A 15,974-nucleotide genomic window follows, 5' to 3' on the forward strand; every position below is an offset into this window, starting at 1 on the left:
CGCGCAATGCCCTGAATCAGGCGCCCGCGCGCGCTGGACCGTGATCCGGCGGCGCGGTTACCATAGCGGGACTTGCGAGGATCGGCGGCGTGCAGCGGCCTTCCGCGCGAGCTACGTTCCCGCCGCCAACTTCTGACGAGGCGACCATGGAGATCCGTTTTCCCGAAGACGCGCCTGCTTACCGCGACTCCAACCTGACCGTCGTGTTTTCCGCGCTGGTGGACGGTGAGCCGGTGCCGTGCGCGATCTCGGTGGAAGCGCTCGAGGATCATTTCGGCGCTTACAGCGAGGACCTCGACGGCTGGCTGCGCGCGTTCGATGCGGGCCGGCCGCGCATCGAGGCCGTTGCGCGTGAGCATCTGCAGATCAGTAACGGCACACCCGTGCTGCTCAAGAGTGGCCACTTTCCGCCGGGGCAGATGGCAGGCTAAGCGGACCTGCCGACGGACCGTCGGCGCCAGAGGCCGGGTGCAGGTCCATCTCTGTGGTTTTCACTTCACCTACGCATCGCCAACGCCTTGCCGCTAATTCATGTCGCGTGCCGGCACTACCTCGCGTGCCGCTTCGAAACACCGCCTGATCCCTTCCTGATATGGCGTCTTCCTGAGCGTCCCGATCAACGTCGCCAGCGCCGAATCATCGAGCACGACCGGCTCGGTCATCAGATAGTTCATCTCGACCAACTCGCGCATCAGCGGATTGAATAGCCCGAGCACGCGCAGCATGCCCTTGCCGGCCACCATCAGCTTCGGCCCGGAGCCCGCGAGCGCGTAGGCCTCGCGAGCCACCTCGCGCTGCGTGATCGTGCCGGCGCCCGCGAGATGCCACCAGCGGCCGTAGGCTTCGGGCGTGCGCGTGAGTCGTTCGACCACGGGACCGACATCCGGCAGATAGATGAATTCGTGCGGTACGTCGACGGGACCGAGCACCTGCGCGCGCTTGCCGCTAGCGGCGCCAACGAAGACACCGTGCAACAGGCTGCGCTCGACCCCCGGTCCGTAGAAATCGGGCAGTCGCAATACCAGCGTTTCGAGACCTTGCTGGCCATGCGCGGCCAGCACGAGCTTTTCCTGTTCGAGCCGCATGCGGCCCTTGAACGTGTGCGGCTCGCGCGGATGATCTTCTCGGACCGGGTTGCCGCGCGCGCGGCCGTACGGATACACGGTGCCGATCAGAATGAAGCGCTCGACACCGGCGGCCGTCACGCCAGCCAGCGTTTTCTCCATCAACGGCGGGTGCTGCGCGAACTGATCGTAGGGCACGCCGACGAGGTAGACCACGCTCTGCAGACCGGCGGCCGCGGCGCGGATCGATGCGGGGTCGTCGGGGTTCCAGGTGACGATCTCCGCGTGCGGGTCGTCACCGAAAGTCCGTTGCAATACCTCGCGCGAGCGGCCGACCACACGGTAATCGCGGCCCGCCGCGCCAAGCGCCGTCGCGATGCTTTGACCCGCAGCGCCCGCTGCACCGAATAAACCGACCTTTCCCGTGGCTTGCATGACGACTCCCTCAGATGGCGGCGCGACATCGTCGCGCACTTTTGGCTGCTCGATTTGACAGACGAACATTTACTTAACATCGTTCAGTAAACGATGTTAAGTTTAAATTGACTTTTCAGTTTGTCAATCTGAAAATTGCGAGTCATGGGAATCACCGAACGAAAAAACCGCCAGAAGCAGGCACTGCGCGAACGCATCCTCGATGCCGCGCGGCGCATCGTCGTCGGCGAGGGCTTTGCCGCGCTGTCGATGCGCAAGATCGCTGACGCGATCGAATATTCGCCCGCCACGTTGTATCTGCATTTCGCGAGTCGCGACGACATCGCGCGGGCCTTGTGCGCCGAAGGCTACGCGCAGTTGCTCGCGACCTTCGTGCCGCTCGTGCAGATCGCGGATCCCGCCGAACGGCTGAAGGCGCTCGGGCGCGCGTACGTCGCGTTTGGCGTCGAGCATCCTGAAACGTACCGGCTGATTTTCATGGAGGACCCGAGCTATACCGGCGCGGCGCTCGGTGGCGGGGTGGGCACTGGCAAACACGACGGCAACACGGGCGACACAAGCGCGAACGCCGGGACCGGTGGTTCAACCGCCTCCCCGGGCAACGCCGCCGGCGGCGTTGCCGACGACGACCCCGGCGACGCCGCGCTGCGCATCATGATCGACGCGCTCGACGAGTTGCGAGCAGCGGGGCGTCTGTCGGCGTCGGTCGCATCGATGGAGCCGGCCGTCTGGGCCGAGGCGTTGTGGGCGAGTCTGCATGGCATCGTCGCGCTGAATCTCACGTGCCCTGTGTTTCCGAGCGTGCCGCTCGAGACGCTCGTCGGCGTGACGCTCGACGCATGGCTCGGTGTGCCGCAGGCCGTGGCGGCGGGCGCATCTAACAGCGCCGCAGTCCGCGGCAAAAAAACCGTCGCACGGCGCCACGCCAGGTCGGCCGGCTCCACGGACCCGGCCCCGGAGCGCCCCATCAAACGCAAAGCGGCAGGCCCGTGATAACGTTCAGTTCCACCTCATGCCGCGCCGCCGCGCCCAGTTCTCCATGTCCACGTCCGCCTTGCCCGCCACTAGCGACGAAATCGCGACCCACGTAGCCAACCGCATCGGTCTCATCGAACTGGAGCGGCCGAAAGCGCTGAACGCGCTGTCGACCGGCATGATCCGCGCGATCCACGCGGCGCTCGACCAGTGGCGCAAGGACCCCGAGGTGCTGGCCGTCGTCGTGCGCAGCCGGCACGAGCGCGCGTTCTGCGCGGGCGGCGACATCCGCTACATGTACGAAGCGGCGCAAACCGGCGACCAGGAGGCGCGCGATACATTCTTCAGCGAGGAATACCGGCTCAATCACGCGATCTTCGTGTATCCGAAGCCGTATATCGCGTTGATGAACGGCATCGTGATGGGTGGCGGCATGGGCATTTCGCAGGGCGCACATCGCACCGGCGGCCTGCGCGTCGTCACGCAATCGACGAAGATGGCGATGCCCGAAACCCGTATCGGCCTCTTTCCGGATGTCGGCGCGAGCTGGTTTCTCGCGCGCACGCCCGGTGCGATCGGCCGCTATCTGGCGGTGACCGGCGAGACGATCGGCGCGGCCGACGCGCTGTACGCGGGCCTCGCCGATGCCTACATCGACGACGCGGCGTTGCCCGCGCTCGTCGATAGATTGAGCCGCGAACCATTCGAGCGCGGTGCTGATGTGGTTGCGTGCGTCAAGCGCGAGACGCTCGCGTATCAGGTCGCGCCGCGGCCCGAGGAGAGCGCGCTCGCGAAGGCGCGGACATTGATCGACCGGCATTTCGCGCTGCCCGACGTCGCGCGGATACTCAAGTCGCTCAACCAGGAACGCGAGCGAGGTGGCGACGCGGCGGAGTGGGCCGAGCAGACGATCGCGGTGCTGCGCGAGCGCTCGCCGCTGTCGATGGCGGTCTCGCTCGAAGTTGTCACACGCGCGGAAGGGTCGATGGGCGACGTGCTGCGCACTGATCTCGATCTGACGCGCTCGAGCTTTCAGCGCGGCGATACGGTGGAAGGCATTCGCGCACGCATCATCGATAAGGACAACGCGCCGCGCTGGCGTTTCGCGCGCATCGAGGACGTCAACCGGGCCGATGTGGAGCAGATGTTCGACAGCCCGTGGCCCGCGAACGAGCACCCGCTGGGCGCTTTGCGCGGGTGAACGCGCGGCCTCACGAACCCGCCCGCGCGAATCTACGCGTTGCGCGAATTCATGTTCGCCGCGCTTATTCCTCTTCCTCGCTCGCCATGAACGCGCGCATGAACACGAGCGCACCCCAGCCCCACATCGCGTTCGCCGTGAAGCCCACCGCGAGGCGCGGCAGCATGTTGCCGCTCGGCCAGATGCCGCGCAGCGGATCGACGACGAACACGCTCGCCGCCGTCAGCACGATGCCGCCGAACACGAACGCGGGTACCCACGGCGCGCGCCGATGCGGCGCGACGCGCAGCAGCCAGGCCATCAGCACGGCCCAACATGCACTCCAGATTGCGTTCGCGATGAACTCAGGCAGGCCGAGCGGCAAAAACGGCGCGGTCGAAAAACCGCTGGGGTCGATCATGCCGGCGGCGTGCATCAGCGCCAGCGTCGATTCGCGAAAGAACAAAGAAGCCAGAAAACCGGCGACGAACGGCAGGATAATTTTTTGCATGCATTGCACCGGCAACGTACAGGCGACGCGAATCGCAAGACCTGTACCGGGTGATTGGAAACGAGCGCCATTATATCGACCGGGGTTGGGCGGCCGGGGCCGCGTGTATAAAGCGCAACAACCGTATGCGGTAGCACCGGGCTAATCACGAAAGCGGAAATCCTAAGCTCAAAAAAATCGTTCTAAAGCCGCGGACCGCTCCATAGACTGTTTCCTCATGCAGACGGCGCGGGTGTCGCCGTCATCCGATAAATCGAGCGCATCACGCGCACATTGGTCGAGGAAAGCCGTCGCAATGTCGAGCCTCACGCCGAATCTCCGTTGTCGCAGGGCCCGCGCGCGGTCGTGTTCGCGGTGTCGTCCGCCAGGCACATAGCCTTCATCGATTTGACGCAGCTGCCGATGGCCTGAGTCCAATCGTCCGTTTCTCGATTCTTCAACCCGTCGCAGCGCCTTGCCGGTTGCCGGCTCGATGCGCGCGGCCGGCGCTCGCGCTCACCGTTTTCATTACGTCAGGAACAGGCAGGAGCACCAACATGAATGTGTTCTGGTTCATTCCGACTCACGGCGACAGCCGCTATCTCGGTACGTCCCAAGGCGCACGCGCAGCCGACTACGACTACTTCCGGCAGATCGCCGTCGCCGCCGACACGCTCGGCTACGAGGGCGTGCTGCTGCCGACCGGCCGCTCGTGCGAGGACGCCTGGGTCGTCGCGTCGAGCCTGATTCCCGTGACGCAGCGGCTGAAGTTCCTCGTCGCGATTCGCCCGGGGCTGTCGTCGCCGGGACTCGCCGCGCGTATGGCGGCGACGTTCGACCGGCTGTCGAACGGGCGTCTGTTGATCAACGTGGTGACGGGCGGCGACGCGGCCGAACTGGCCGGCGACGGCGTGTTCGTCGATCACGACACGCGCTACGAAATCACCGACGAATTCCTGCATATCTGGCGCAAGCTGCTCGCCGCGTCGCACAGCAACGAAGCGATCGATTTCGACGGCAAGCATTTGCGGTCGAAGGGCGGCAAGGCGCTATATCCGCCGGTGCAAAACCCGCATCCGCCGCTGTGGTTCGGCGGCTCGTCGGCGGCCGCGCACGATATCGCGGCCGGGCACATCGACACCTATCTGACGTGGGGCGAGCCGCCCGAAGCGGTCGCGAAGAAGATCGCCGACATTCGCGCACGCGCCGCGGCGCGCGGCCGGCAGATCCGCTTCGGCATCCGTCTGCACGTGATCGTGCGCGAGACCGAGGAGGAAGCGTGGGCCGCGGCCGACAAGCTGATCAGCAAGCTCGACGACGACACGGTCGCGCGTGCGCAGGCCTCGTTCGCGAAGATGGATTCGGAAGGGCAGCGCCGTATGGCCGCGCTGCACGGCGGCAAGCGCGGCGGGCGCGAGCAGCTCGAGATCTATCCGAACCTGTGGGCGGGCGTGGGGCTCGTGCGCAGCGGCGCGGGTACCGCGCTGGTCGGCAGTCCGGAGCAGGTGGCCGCGCGTATGAAGGAGTACGCGGCGCTCGGCATCGAGACGTTCATCCTGTCGGGCTATCCGCATCTCGAGGAATCCTACCGTTTCGCCGAACTCGTGTTTCCGCTGCTGCCGCAACGCTTCAGCAAGGTTGCCAACGGGCCGTTGTCGGGGCCGTTCGGCGAAATCGTCGGCACCAGCTATCGGCCGAAGGCGGCGAGCGCGAGTTGAGCGCGCGCATAGCGTGGGTCGCGCGGCTTGCGCGACACGCGCACGACGATCGACAGGCAAGGAGAAAAGCCAACATGAGTGACACCACTTTGAGCGCGGGAACGGCGGCAACTCCGCAGCCCGCGTCCACAACGCGCGCTGCCGCGCTGCGCCGTTTCGGCGCGCACCTGCTGCCGTGGCTCGCGCCGATCGCGATCCTGCTTGCGTGGGAAATCGCCGCGCGCAGCGGTGCGCTGTCGACGCGCGTGTTGCCGGAGCCGCTCGCGGTCGTGAAGGCCGCATGGTCGCTGATCCAGTCCGGCGAAATGTGGGCCGACGTGAAGGTCAGCGCCTGGCGCGCGGTGTCGGGCTTCGCGATCGGCGGCGGCATCGGTCTCGTGCTCGGACTGGCGACGGGTCTCTTCAAACCCGCGGAAATCGTGCTCGATTCGACCGTACAGATGATCCGCAACATTCCCGCGCTCGCGATGATTCCGCTCGTGATCCTCTGGTTCGGCATCGAGGAACAAGCGAAGGTGTTCCTCGTCGCGCTCGGCGTGTTCTTCCCGGTCTATGTGAACGCGTTTCACGGCATCCGTTCGGTCGACGCGAACCTGATCGAGATGGCGCGCAGCTATGGCGTCAAAGGTTTCGCGCTGTACCGGCACGTGATTCTGCCGGGTGCGCTGCCGTCGATTCTGGTCGGCGTGCGTTTCGCCTTCGGCTTGATGTGGGTCACGCTGATCGTCGCCGAGACCATTTCCGCGCAATCGGGCATCGGCTACATGACGATGAACGCGCGCGAATTCCTGCAAACCGATGTGGTGGTGGTCGGCATTCTGCTGTACGCGGCGCTCGGCAAGCTCGCGGACATGCTCGCGAAGAGCCTCGAGCGCGTGTCGCTGCGCTGGCATCCGGCCTATCAGCGATGAGAAAAAGCATGAGCGCAACGACGCTATCGACGACGTTCGGCGGTATCGCGGGCAGCGATCTCGAGACCGAACTCGCGCAGCCGCGGCTCGCGGATCAGGACGCGAACGAGACCGCGCAGGTTGAGCGGGACGGGGCGGCTGTGGCGCATTGCGGCTCGCAACCGGGCTTGCAACCCGCCACCGCCCTGGCCCGCAGCGACGCGCGCCCCGCGAGCGACTACGCGGTGCAATTGCGCGGCGTCGGCAAGCGCTATGGCGAGCGCGAGGTGCTGTCGGGCTTCGATCTGTCGATCGAGCGGGGCAGCTTCGTCGCGATCGTCGGCCGCAGCGGTTGCGGCAAGTCGACCTTGCTGCGGCTAGTCGCGGGTCTCGAAGAAGCCAGCTCGGGTGTGCTCGAAAAGCGCGCCGGGAACGGCGGTCCGCTCGACACCCGCATCATGTTTCAGGATGCGCGTCTGCTGCCGTGGAAAAGCGTGCTGCAAAACGTGATGCTCGGCCTCGGCCGCGGCGCGCGCGACGATGCGCGCGCGGTGCTCGCCGAAGTCGGCCTGCTCGAACGCGCAAACGACTGGCCCGCGCAACTATCGGGCGGTCAGCGGCAGCGCGTCGCGCTCGCGCGGGCGCTCGTGCATCGTCCGCAATTGCTGCTGCTCGACGAGCCGCTCGGCGCGCTCGATGCGTTGACGCGCATCGAAATGCACACGCTGATCGAAAGGCTATGGCGCGAGCATCGCTTCACCGCGCTGCTCGTCACGCACGACGTGCACGAAGCCGTCGCGCTCGGCGACCGGATTCTGCTGATCGAGGAAGGCCGCATCGCGCTCGATCAGCCGGTCGCGCTCGCACGTCCGCGCGCTCGGGCGTCGGCGGGCTTCGCCGCACTCGAAGACCACGTGCTGCAGCGCGTGCTGAGAAACGCGCCGAACGACGACACCTTGGCGCATCGCGCGTATCAGCCCTATGACCCGTATGGCTTGCCCGAACCCGGCCGTCTCAAGCGGCCGACCGAAGTGCGCTGGGCAGTCTGAGTTTTCCTGGCAAATCGATCCGATCCGCTATCAACTGCTTCTGTGGAGTTATCTGAAATGAGCATTTCCGCCATCAACGTGCGCAATCAGTTCAAAGGCAAGGTCAAGGAGATCATCCGCGGCTCGGTGGTGTCCGAGGTCGACGTAGAGACGCCGTTCGGCATCGTCACGTCGGTGATCACGACGCGCTCGGTCGACGAACTCGAACTGAAAGTCGGCTCGGAGGTGGTCGCGCTCGTGAAGTCGACCGAGGTGTCGATCGCGCGGCTTTGATGACGCTCCGCCAATGCGAGCGGCGTGCGCAACGGCTATTTCGCGTTTGCGCCGCTTGCGGGCGGCTCGTGCGACATGTGGTCGTTGGTTGGCTTCTCCGGTCGCTTGATCGGCATGTTGTCCGGGTTGCTCGAACCGCCGGCGCCCGAGGCCGCCTCGGGTGGTTTGGCCATCGGCGCATGGCTGTCCGGCGGCGCGCTGGGCGCCGTCTGCGCGACGGCGCTCGCGCCGCTCGCGAAGAGCGCCGCCAGCGTGGCGGCGGTGGCGGTCAACGTGGCCCAATTGCCTCGTTTCATGTCGTTCTCCTTCGATGTCGCGCGCCGTCTGAAGACGCGCGGCCGTGTGCACGATTAGCTAGTAGCAGGCCGCGTTCCGGGGCCGCTGCTGGCGCGTTGAGGCGTGCTCCTAACGGTTCAGGTCGGTTTCAGACGCCAATTGCTAGGCTCGACGCTCCGGGGAGCGGGCTCGTCAGGCGCGCACACCTGCATCCGCCGATGAAACTTGCTACGATGAATTGAGCATTCCGACGGAGACGGCCATGTCGAAGTCCTTGAGTCCTGAAGCGGTCGAAGCGTTGCGGCGTCTGAACGACGTCGGCGTCGGACAGACGGCGCCCGAAGTCGCGCAGTCCGTTGCGGCGGAGTTGCTGGCATGCGACCTGGTTGCCAAAGCGGGCGGCGGTGGGGTCGAAATCAACTGCAACGGCCGGCAGTATCTTTCCGGCGATTGCAACTGATCCGCTGATCGGCGGCCGGCCGCACGGCCGGTGTGAAGAGCGAGGCGGGGCGTCGCGGGTGAGTCGCGAGCAGGTGATTGGCCAGCGCGACGCCAGCTGGAGTCGCGCGTCCGCCTACCCGCGATCAGCGAAACCACGGAGACGAGCATGGAGCCGAAGGGCGTCGACATGGGCGACTATCAGGCGCGCTATGGCGACTACGACATCGAGGTGGCAGTCGAACAGGTGCTGACCGGCGTCAAGGCGCATTTCCGGGTGCTGCGCGACGATTCGACGGTGGTCGACTGGCAGCTCGTGCATATCGATAGCTTGTGGTCCACCGAGCATGCGGCCGCCGAGGCGGCTTTTCGAGCGGCGCGCGAGTTGATCGATGCGGGGCTGGCGAGTTAGACGCGGATAGCCGCATCGCGACGGCAAGGGACGCCGTGTACGGATGAGGCAAGGAAGCGGCAGGCGCACGAGACGACGGTTGCAAACCGAAGGCTACCCGGGCAACGTACCGGCTACCACGGCTGCCGTGAATGCAACTGGGCGCCGGCATCGATACTGCATGCGCGGCGCCCAGTTTGATCGCTGCCTCAGAGGCAGCGGATCTGACGGTACTGCTGGCGGCTTAGTGGCCGAAGAACACCGATTGCGGACCCGACGTGGGTTCGCTGCGCGTGCCCGATTGCGTCGACACGCTATTCACGCCACCGTATGCATTCGATTGCGCGTTGGCACGTTCAGCAGCGACGGTCTGCGCGTTCTGGCCTTGTTGCGAAGCCGGCGCGCCAACCGACGGACGGTAGTACGGTGCCGGACCATAGCCGCTGGCGAAAGCGGGAGCGGCGATCGAGGCAGAAGCGGCAATCAGCAGGGCGGCGATAAACTTGGTCTTCATGGTAGGACTCCGATAACGTTTCGACTGCATTTCAGGAAGATGTTGCAGGAGCCAGTGAACCAGGTGTCTGCAACGTCGATGGAATGCAGTGTATACCCCTACTATCGAAAATTTGTGCCCATAATCTGAAATTACTATTCCCGCGGAAGAAACAATCGTTCAGACGTGCGCGCCGCAAGGCGAACCGGTGATCCGGCCCTGTTGGCCAAGCGGTTTTTGAGAGGCGGGAGAACGCGGGGAAGGGGCGATGCGGGGTGGAAAACCGCACATACATCGTGGAAAACGCAGAAGGCCCGTCAGCAAGACAAAAACGGCGTTGTGATTGCTCACAACGCCGTTCGCTTGAATTCCTTGGGGTGGCTAATGGACTCGAACCCACGGCGACAGGATGCCTACACAGTGCCTACACGGCACGAACAATGGGCAAAGCGGACGCCATCCGACGCACTGCAACGATTCGTTGCACTCCGTTACGTTTCCTTCTCGACATCGTTGCTCGACCGTTTTTTGTTCGCCCTGATGTCGGCGCTCGGCTGGCTCGTCGACCAACCCTCATTCGCGCCACGGGCCGAGCGCCAAGCGGTTCGTTGAAGAAGGCGCCTATGTTTTCATCACGGGCCGGAGGCAGCAGGCGCTCGACGAGGCCAATCTCGACGACCTCGACCGCCTGTTCGATACAGTCTGGCGGGAAAAGGGCAAGATCGACATCCTGTACGCGAGCGCTGGCACGGGCAAAGCCGTCCCACTGGGCGAGATTACCGAGCAGCACTTCGATGCGGAATTCGGCCTGAATACGCGCGGCACGCTGTTTACGGTTCAGAAGGCGTTGCCGTTGTTCAACGATGGCGGATCGATCTTCATGACCGGGTCAGTTGCTTCAGTGAAAGGTTTTCCTGGTTTCGGCGTGTATTCGGCGAGCAAGGCGGCGTTGCCCTCATTTGCACGTACTTGGCTCAACGAACTGAAGGGCAGAAATATCCGGGTGAACGTGCTGAGTCCGGGGCCGATCGCCACACCGATGCAGGACCAGGTTCTCGACGAGGAGGCGAAGCGGATGTTCGAATCCCTGATCTCGCGGGGAAAGATGGGTCGTCCTGAGGAAATTGCGGCGGCCGCGCTGTTTCTTGCTTCAGATGATTCGAGCTTTGTGAATGGGGTTGAGTTGTCTGTTGACGGCGGCTTCTCGGCCATCTGAAATCGCGCCGAAAGGCGTGCAGGGGGCTGCAACTTGACGAAGATGATCCGGTTTGTATCGATAAATATGGAATCCCCATCAATAAAGGGGATTAATTTCAGTGATTGTCAGGCGGAGTATTGTCATGGCTGCTCGCGCTGCCCTCGCTGCAAACGGCGATGAGGGCGCTCGGTTCCGCGTGTCTACTGTGGCTCGCGTGGCGCATCGCGCGCAGCGGGATCACAACCTGGCAGGACAAGACGATCATCGACACGACCAATGTTTTCGGAGTTCCCATTGAAGACCTGCAAGGTCAGCCGTCGTCCGCAGTTGTCGCCAAAGCGTTTACCGGCGCCAGGGTCGTCAAGGGCTTTAACCATCTGCCCGCTGCCGTTCTGGCTGCTGATCCGAACGTGAACGGCGGCAACCGCGTCGTGTTTTTGTCGAGCGATGACGACAATGCGGTGGCACCAGTCGCAGCTTTGGCCGAATACCACGGTTTCGCGCCGATTGCGCTAGGACCGCTCAAGGATGGCGGCTCGCTCGTCCAGGCCAGGGGGAATGCCTGGGCTCAGTTGATCTTCAAGGATCTCGTTAAGTTTAAATGGCGGCGCGTCACGACAAAGTCACGGCGGCCACGCGCATCGCTAAACGCGTGCTGGTGATCTGACCGAGATTCAGTTGGTGCTTCTGGGCGAGTGCCTGATGGCCGCTAGCGCCCGTACGACAGACGTGGTGCGGACGGATGTCCGTTCGGAACTGGAAAGCGGTCGTCGCCGACGTCGCGATCCGAGTAACGGCTTCACGCCCTGAGGCGGTCCGTCAAGGTTTTCCCGGGGCCGCGCGCCAATCGACCCAACGACAGCGGTATTCAAACGGTCAAATTGCGAGGGATGACCATTCGCCTTTCCCCACTGGGTGTCCCACTACATGAGCGACGCGGTGCCCATCGCAAGCCAGATGAAGTCGCCCGTTTCTTCACGGCAGAAGCAATGGTCTGCCTTTGTCGACTCATCGCTTAGGATTGGAGGGCGACGGAAAAATTCTGCCCTTGCCACGTCTGACTCAAGGTCCAGAAAAAGGTGAATGCAAGCGATGAACCGGCCTGGGCTGCTTGCGTGACCAGGTCGACGTAGTAGATGCCGACCGCCGTTGTGGTGGCTTCGCTGTCCTCCGACGAGGCCCAGTCGTCGATCGACCAGCGCAGGCGGAAAGGCGCAGCCAAAGGGATCCGAAGTGTCGTGGCGGCAGGAATCGACGGCAGCGGGCGGTTGAAGTTCCAGATTTCGATGGTGCTGCGGGCGCGCGGGGCCTGGGCAAGCCGAGGCTGATAACGGCCGGCGACGACATCGAGGCGGTCGAAGACGTGACCATCAGAAGCGGAGCGAACGAGCTTTATGTATTCGGCGTGGGCCCACGCGAGCGGCGTGGCTGAGCCCGTCGGCCCGCCGGTCACGAAGGGCGTGTTGGGCAGATCGGGCAGATCCCACACTTGCTCGGGAAGCAGACCGCGCGTTCCTGCGAACGCCTCGAGAGCGCGGATGTAGGGTATAGGATCGCCACCGGCGGCCAATTCATAATGGCCGCGTTCGCCAGCAAGCAGCGGCCAGGGGCGCCCAACCCCGAAGGAAGAGCCGTCGTACCAGTCCTCACCGAGATTGCCCTGGCCGTAACCGTCATGGTTGTATCGATAAAAGCCCAGTCCCTGTGGCAGATTTTTTCTGATTACTGCATCGACTACCTTGATCGAGTTGACGATGATCGGATCATTCGCGGCGCGAATGCCATAGCGCACCAGCTCGAGAAAGCCTGCGTCTACGATGGTGTTTGCGTCGTACTCGTTCCTCCAGACGCTTACCTTGGCGGTGTTTGGATCTTCTGGAAAATCGAAGACGCCATTGATGTGCGTCGGCAAGATTCGAATGTAGTGCTGCGCAATGTCTGGAACCAGTGTGCCTTGCGTGGTGACGCACCATGTCTCGAGATGCGATTCCAGAAAGTCCGCGTATTCGAGCAGGAACTGGGCGGTTTTGGCGTCCGCCCATTTCGCGGCCGCACAGACCAGCGCCGCGATGTTCGATGCCAGTGTCGAAGGCGAATAGCCTTCGAGTTCTTCCCATCGTTCCTGCTGAGTCATGGGGCCGTTCTTGATCAATGCGCCTGCCGCGGCCAGCACCATTCCGGTGGGATCGAATTGACGCAGCAGACCGGCCTCGCTCAAGTGGTAGGCCAGGATGATTGGAAAGGAATATTCGTCAAGCTGCGAGGCATTGCCGGGCCACGGCTCGCCGTCGATGAAAAACTTTTGCGGAAAGCTGCCATCCGCCAATTGCGATGCCGCGAGAAACATCAGTCCACGCAGCGGCGCATCCTGCGCACCCGAGGCCAGCAGCGCGAGTGCGCTTTGGCACATGTCACGCGGCCAGACCATGTGGTAGCCGGCAGCGAGGTCCCGCATCGTCTGTCCCCACGGGATGCTCAATGAAGCCACCAGTGCGCCGTCGGCCGTCTTGTCCTCATGCGCGAGCAACACGTTGCGGCTCATGTTGAAGAGCGCATTGCCATCGCCCGTAATGTTCGCCTTGGGCTCGAACGGGTCACGAACAGCGTCGTTCCAGCCCTGGTTGAACGCTTGCTTGTGGCTGTATGGGTCGGCGGGTCCGTCGAAGGGGTAGGCCAGCGCCTCGGATACGGCGGTCAACGCCTTGTTGGGCGTGCTCTGCGTAATCGGTGTCGGTTCGTCGACGCAGAACGCCAGTGCGAGAACGAATTGATTTTGCCCTGCGCGGTTGATCTCTGCCGTCACGGCGACGTATCCGTCCTTTGCTGCGTCGTAGTTCCAGACCGGCAAGCGCCTGTTTGCGATGATGTCGGTCCAGCCATCGTTCACTCCCACGAAGCCGCAACTCGTCGTGCCGAAGCCGCAGTCGGCGCCCAGCGCCAGCCAGTAATGGTCGCGCGTCGCGACCAGGCGATCGCCATTTGCGGTGCTGACGCGATGCGCGGTGTTGCCAGCGCCGTATCCCGCCATGTGAGGCGCCAACAACGCGTAGACGTGCAGTTTGTTAAGGAAATCCTGATCCCCCTGCAGTGTCGTGCGAACCAGCACGCAGGCCGAACCCTTCTCGGCGATCACGTCCTGCACGACGGTGTAGGGCTGCCCTTTCGCCTGGGATGTGAGCCGGAAGGATAGGGCGGGCGGCTCCGGCCATTCGCATCGATGGTCGAAGTCCTTCTGCGCGTCGTGATAGAAGGTCGACCCGTCGGTAATGATCAGCTGGAAGTCTCGTACCTGAGGGGTGTCGACATCCGGGAAGTAGATTTCCGTGAGGATGCCGCCTGCTGTCGTGTACCAGACCTGGCTCGACAGCGAGTACGCCGTTCCGACGGCGTCTTTGTCCGCGCGGCTCCAGTTCAGCGGATTGCCAGGTGCGCTCGGAGCCGGATTCGATTCAAGCAGATATGCCATCGCATCTCACTCCATTATTCTCTTTGCTTCGATCCAGAAATCCACGTGATGAGCAGAAGAACGGGCATGCTACGCGTTGTAGATCGAGGATAGCGCTTTTGACGTGCATAGAGAGGACACGTGAGCCCGCCCAATCAGCGACAGTCCTAACAAGTTCAGAGGGACGCGTGGCGGGCGTGCCCTCCATCGCATGCATGTAGAAGTCCTCTTTGCGTGCGGCGCGTGAGCGTGATTACGCTGGCGCACGGAGGGGGCATATATGCGTTATGTATTCCGCAGGAATAGCTCAGTAGGAGCAATGGACGACGAGTCAGACGAGAGATTCTTGCGGGACTGTTTTTTCGACACTGGGGACCTCGCGGCCTTGGTGGATTGCGATGACCCAAAGGAATGATTGTCGGCCGCGTTGGCGCCAGAAATAGCGTTCTGCTTTCCCGCCTCCTCGCGGAGCAACATAACGCAATAGAGATTCGCGCGAAACACTCTCCCTCAGTTATGTCGCGAATTCCGACATTATCCAGTTTTTCGAATCCGCCGGTTGAAGCTTGAGCTATTTTATCAATTGCCTTGGCGTCAAGTGTTTGTGGTGGAATTGCTATGCAAACGGTACCGTATATCTCGGGAAGATCCTTGGGGATTTCTCGAACAATTCCGGAAATATTTTCTCGCGACCCGCAAAAAAAGAGCCGTCGAATATTTACGTGAATGAAATGATCATTTTTGGCAGGATACCAAAACGCGCGTCAGGTCTGCACGGCGTCCGGATAGTGGTGTGGGACATGGGGTGCGCATTACTGTATGAGTATGCAGTATAGCTAGGTCTGACGAGTACTGGCACATATCTAGCTGGCGCGCGGTTGGCAATTGCGACATGCCGCGCCTCATAAAGGTGACGTTATTGTTTGAGTTGTAAGCTAAATGGATTAATCGTTCTATCGTGCAAGCCACGGTCGCGTCTTCAACTCACCTGTCATGCGCTGGTTTTTATGGAGTTTGACGATGAGTTCCTTTTCTACATGGCATTGGCAGTGGCTCATTGTCTTAGTCGCTATTGCCGGGTATTCATTCCCACCTACGTAGCCTTTTGTCGCCGACACCAAAACCGCATAGCGTTGAATCAGGCCACTGTAGGTGTCATCCGCGACACCGATCCCACCTCGAATGGGTGTCATCAGACACCTATCCCTTCGCCCCTGTGCGGGACGGCACCTATCGATACGATTTCCGCGAGGACTGCTATGCGGCGATACTCCAGCCAGATGATTTGCCAGCATCGTTCATTAGAGCCCGTGGCTACAAGGAATCCAGGGGTTCCAGTCCTCCCATCACTTATCGATAGGCAACTCGGTCAAGACTCGGGCGCCAGCCGAACTCCAGTGCGAGAGCGTGTCGCTCTTCGCCCAAATCGGGACGCAAAAAAGCCCGCTCGATGGCGGGCCTTATTCGGAAATCCTCGCTCCGTTCCGAATTTCACTGATGAAATCTGAGGAATTCGATAGGCGATTGATTCTAATGGATTCTTTGGGGTGGCTGATGGGACTCGAACCCACGACGACAGGAATCACAATCCTGGACTCTACCAACTGAGCTACAGCCACCACTAACGTCCGCTTGACTTGCTCTAAAAACCTGTCGCGC

The 15,974-nt window shown here is 62.7% G+C and carries 15 protein-coding genes, 1 tRNA gene and 1 pseudogene; 11 read left to right on the top strand and 6 right to left on the bottom strand.

Features of this window, described 5'->3' with window-relative positions; all coding sequences use genetic code 11:
* Positions 1 to 146 precede the first annotated feature (146 nt).
* On the top strand, positions 147 to 431 hold the full coding sequence (locus tag HDG39_RS03520) for a DUF1488 family protein (RefSeq protein ID WP_013089272.1): 285 nt from the start codon (positions 147 to 149) through the stop codon (positions 429 to 431).
* 93 nt (positions 432 to 524) lie between these two features.
* Here the strand turns inward: HDG39_RS03520 and HDG39_RS03525 are convergent, their stop codons facing one another.
* Complete coding sequence (locus HDG39_RS03525) at positions 525 to 1,499, bottom strand: NAD-dependent epimerase/dehydratase family protein (protein ID WP_184003308.1); 975 nt, start codon at positions 1,497 to 1,499, stop codon at positions 525 to 527.
* A gap of 144 nt (positions 1,500 to 1,643) precedes the next feature.
* On the opposite strand from HDG39_RS03525, the gene HDG39_RS03530 reads away from it, so the two are divergent.
* Together HDG39_RS03530 and HDG39_RS03535 are read left to right on the top strand one after the other, a co-directional pair.
* Positions 1,644 to 2,492, top strand: coding sequence for a TetR/AcrR family transcriptional regulator (locus HDG39_RS03530; protein WP_184003310.1), 849 nt, complete (start codon positions 1,644 to 1,646; stop codon positions 2,490 to 2,492).
* Positions 2,493 to 2,538: 46 nt separating this feature from the next.
* On the top strand, positions 2,539 to 3,675 hold the full coding sequence (locus HDG39_RS03535) for an enoyl-CoA hydratase/isomerase family protein (protein ID WP_184003312.1): 1,137 nt from the start codon (positions 2,539 to 2,541) through the stop codon (positions 3,673 to 3,675).
* A gap of 64 nt (positions 3,676 to 3,739) precedes the next feature.
* Here the strand turns inward: HDG39_RS03535 and HDG39_RS03540 are convergent, their stop codons facing one another.
* Positions 3,740 to 4,165, bottom strand: coding sequence for a hypothetical protein (locus HDG39_RS03540; RefSeq protein ID WP_184003314.1), 426 nt, complete (start codon positions 4,163 to 4,165; stop codon positions 3,740 to 3,742).
* 536 nt (positions 4,166 to 4,701) lie between these two features.
* Between HDG39_RS03540 and ssuD the strand changes: the two genes are divergently transcribed.
* The 4 genes from ssuD to HDG39_RS03560 all read left to right on the top strand — a co-directional run bounded on the left by ssuD (position 4,702) and on the right by HDG39_RS03560 (position 8,074).
* Entirely contained in the window at positions 4,702 to 5,862 is a 1,161-nt protein-coding gene (ssuD, locus tag HDG39_RS03545; protein WP_184003316.1) for an FMNH2-dependent alkanesulfonate monooxygenase, read from the top strand.
* Between the two features lie 74 nt (positions 5,863 to 5,936).
* Positions 5,937 to 6,773, top strand: coding sequence for an aliphatic sulfonate ABC transporter permease SsuC (gene ssuC / locus HDG39_RS03550; RefSeq protein ID WP_184003318.1), 837 nt, complete (start codon positions 5,937 to 5,939; stop codon positions 6,771 to 6,773).
* Between the two features lie 8 nt (positions 6,774 to 6,781).
* The gene (locus HDG39_RS03555; protein WP_184003320.1) at positions 6,782 to 7,801 is read left to right on the top strand and encodes an ATP-binding cassette domain-containing protein; all 1,020 of its coding nucleotides are present in this window, start codon (positions 6,782 to 6,784) and stop codon (positions 7,799 to 7,801) included.
* A gap of 57 nt (positions 7,802 to 7,858) precedes the next feature.
* The gene (locus tag HDG39_RS03560; RefSeq protein ID WP_008922916.1) at positions 7,859 to 8,074 is read left to right on the top strand and encodes a TOBE domain-containing protein; all 216 of its coding nucleotides are present in this window, start codon (positions 7,859 to 7,861) and stop codon (positions 8,072 to 8,074) included.
* A 35-nt stretch (positions 8,075 to 8,109) separates the two neighbouring features.
* Here HDG39_RS03560 and HDG39_RS34870 read toward each other — a convergent pair whose 3' ends face one another.
* Positions 8,110 to 8,370, bottom strand: coding sequence for a hypothetical protein (locus tag HDG39_RS34870; RefSeq protein WP_084753968.1), 261 nt, complete (start codon positions 8,368 to 8,370; stop codon positions 8,110 to 8,112).
* Between the two features lie 242 nt (positions 8,371 to 8,612).
* Here HDG39_RS34870 and HDG39_RS03570 point away from each other — a divergent pair, with 242 nt between their 5' ends.
* Together HDG39_RS03570 and HDG39_RS03575 are read left to right on the top strand one after the other, a co-directional pair.
* A complete protein-coding gene (locus tag HDG39_RS03570) occupies positions 8,613 to 8,810 on the top strand; it encodes a hypothetical protein (protein WP_018418206.1) in 198 nt (65 codons plus the stop codon).
* Between the two features lie 147 nt (positions 8,811 to 8,957).
* The gene (locus HDG39_RS03575) at positions 8,958 to 9,200 is read left to right on the top strand and encodes a DUF6566 family protein (protein ID WP_018418205.1); all 243 of its coding nucleotides are present in this window, start codon (positions 8,958 to 8,960) and stop codon (positions 9,198 to 9,200) included.
* A 223-nt stretch (positions 9,201 to 9,423) separates the two neighbouring features.
* On the opposite strand, the gene HDG39_RS03580 is transcribed toward HDG39_RS03575, so the two are convergent.
* Positions 9,424 to 9,693 carry a hypothetical protein gene (locus tag HDG39_RS03580; protein ID WP_184003324.1) on the bottom strand — a complete coding sequence of 90 codons (270 nt, stop codon included), beginning with the start codon at positions 9,691 to 9,693 and terminating at the stop codon, positions 9,424 to 9,426.
* 571 nt (positions 9,694 to 10,264) lie between these two features.
* On the opposite strand from HDG39_RS03580, the pseudogene HDG39_RS03585 reads away from it, so the two are divergent.
* Both HDG39_RS03585 and HDG39_RS03590 read left to right on the top strand, forming a co-directional pair.
* Positions 10,265 to 10,888 (top strand): annotated as a pseudogene (locus tag HDG39_RS03585) (SDR family NAD(P)-dependent oxidoreductase); the annotation flags it as partial.
* A 158-nt stretch (positions 10,889 to 11,046) separates the two neighbouring features.
* Positions 11,047 to 11,532, top strand: a complete 486-nt coding sequence (locus HDG39_RS03590) for an NADPH-dependent F420 reductase (protein WP_260327547.1) — start codon at positions 11,047 to 11,049, stop codon at positions 11,530 to 11,532.
* Between the two features lie 353 nt (positions 11,533 to 11,885).
* On the opposite strand, the gene HDG39_RS03595 is transcribed toward HDG39_RS03590, so the two are convergent.
* On the bottom strand, positions 11,886 to 14,336 hold the full coding sequence (locus HDG39_RS03595) for a glycoside hydrolase family 15 protein (RefSeq protein ID WP_184003326.1): 2,451 nt from the start codon (positions 14,334 to 14,336) through the stop codon (positions 11,886 to 11,888).
* A 1,522-nt stretch (positions 14,337 to 15,858) separates the two neighbouring features.
* Positions 15,859 to 15,934, bottom strand: a tRNA-His gene (locus HDG39_RS03600).
* Positions 15,935 to 15,974: the final 40 nt, after the last annotated feature.

Source organism: Paraburkholderia lebeckiae (assembly GCF_014201005.1).
Classification (GTDB): Bacteria; Pseudomonadota; Gammaproteobacteria; order Burkholderiales; family Burkholderiaceae; genus Paraburkholderia; species Paraburkholderia tuberum.

Excerpts from the sequence above, each read along its gene's own strand:
- HDG39_RS03520 (WP_013089272.1), top strand. The coding sequence starts at position 147 with ATGGAGATCCGTTTTCCCGAAGACGCGCCTGCTTACCGCGACTCCAAC.
- HDG39_RS03525 (WP_184003308.1), bottom strand. The coding sequence starts at position 1,499 with ATGCAAGCCACGGGAAAGGTCGGTTTATTCGGTGCAGCGGGCGCTGCG.
- HDG39_RS03530 (WP_184003310.1), top strand. The coding sequence starts at position 1,644 with ATGGGAATCACCGAACGAAAAAACCGCCAGAAGCAGGCACTGCGCGAA.
- HDG39_RS03535 (WP_184003312.1), top strand. The coding sequence starts at position 2,539 with ATGTCCACGTCCGCCTTGCCCGCCACTAGCGACGAAATCGCGACCCAC.
- HDG39_RS03540 (WP_184003314.1), bottom strand. The coding sequence starts at position 4,165 with ATGCAAAAAATTATCCTGCCGTTCGTCGCCGGTTTTCTGGCTTCTTTG.
- ssuD (WP_184003316.1), top strand. The coding sequence starts at position 4,702 with ATGAATGTGTTCTGGTTCATTCCGACTCACGGCGACAGCCGCTATCTC.
- ssuC (WP_184003318.1), top strand. The coding sequence starts at position 5,937 with ATGAGTGACACCACTTTGAGCGCGGGAACGGCGGCAACTCCGCAGCCC.
- HDG39_RS03555 (WP_184003320.1), top strand. The coding sequence starts at position 6,782 with ATGAGCGCAACGACGCTATCGACGACGTTCGGCGGTATCGCGGGCAGC.
- HDG39_RS03560 (WP_008922916.1), top strand. The coding sequence starts at position 7,859 with ATGAGCATTTCCGCCATCAACGTGCGCAATCAGTTCAAAGGCAAGGTC.
- HDG39_RS34870 (WP_084753968.1), bottom strand. The coding sequence starts at position 8,370 with ATGAAACGAGGCAATTGGGCCACGTTGACCGCCACCGCCGCCACGCTG.
- HDG39_RS03570 (WP_018418206.1), top strand. The coding sequence starts at position 8,613 with ATGTCGAAGTCCTTGAGTCCTGAAGCGGTCGAAGCGTTGCGGCGTCTG.
- HDG39_RS03575 (WP_018418205.1), top strand. The coding sequence starts at position 8,958 with ATGGAGCCGAAGGGCGTCGACATGGGCGACTATCAGGCGCGCTATGGC.
- HDG39_RS03580 (WP_184003324.1), bottom strand. The coding sequence starts at position 9,693 with ATGAAGACCAAGTTTATCGCCGCCCTGCTGATTGCCGCTTCTGCCTCG.
- HDG39_RS03590 (WP_260327547.1), top strand. The coding sequence starts at position 11,047 with ATGAGGGCGCTCGGTTCCGCGTGTCTACTGTGGCTCGCGTGGCGCATC.
- HDG39_RS03595 (WP_184003326.1), bottom strand. The coding sequence starts at position 14,336 with ATGGCATATCTGCTTGAATCGAATCCGGCTCCGAGCGCACCTGGCAAT.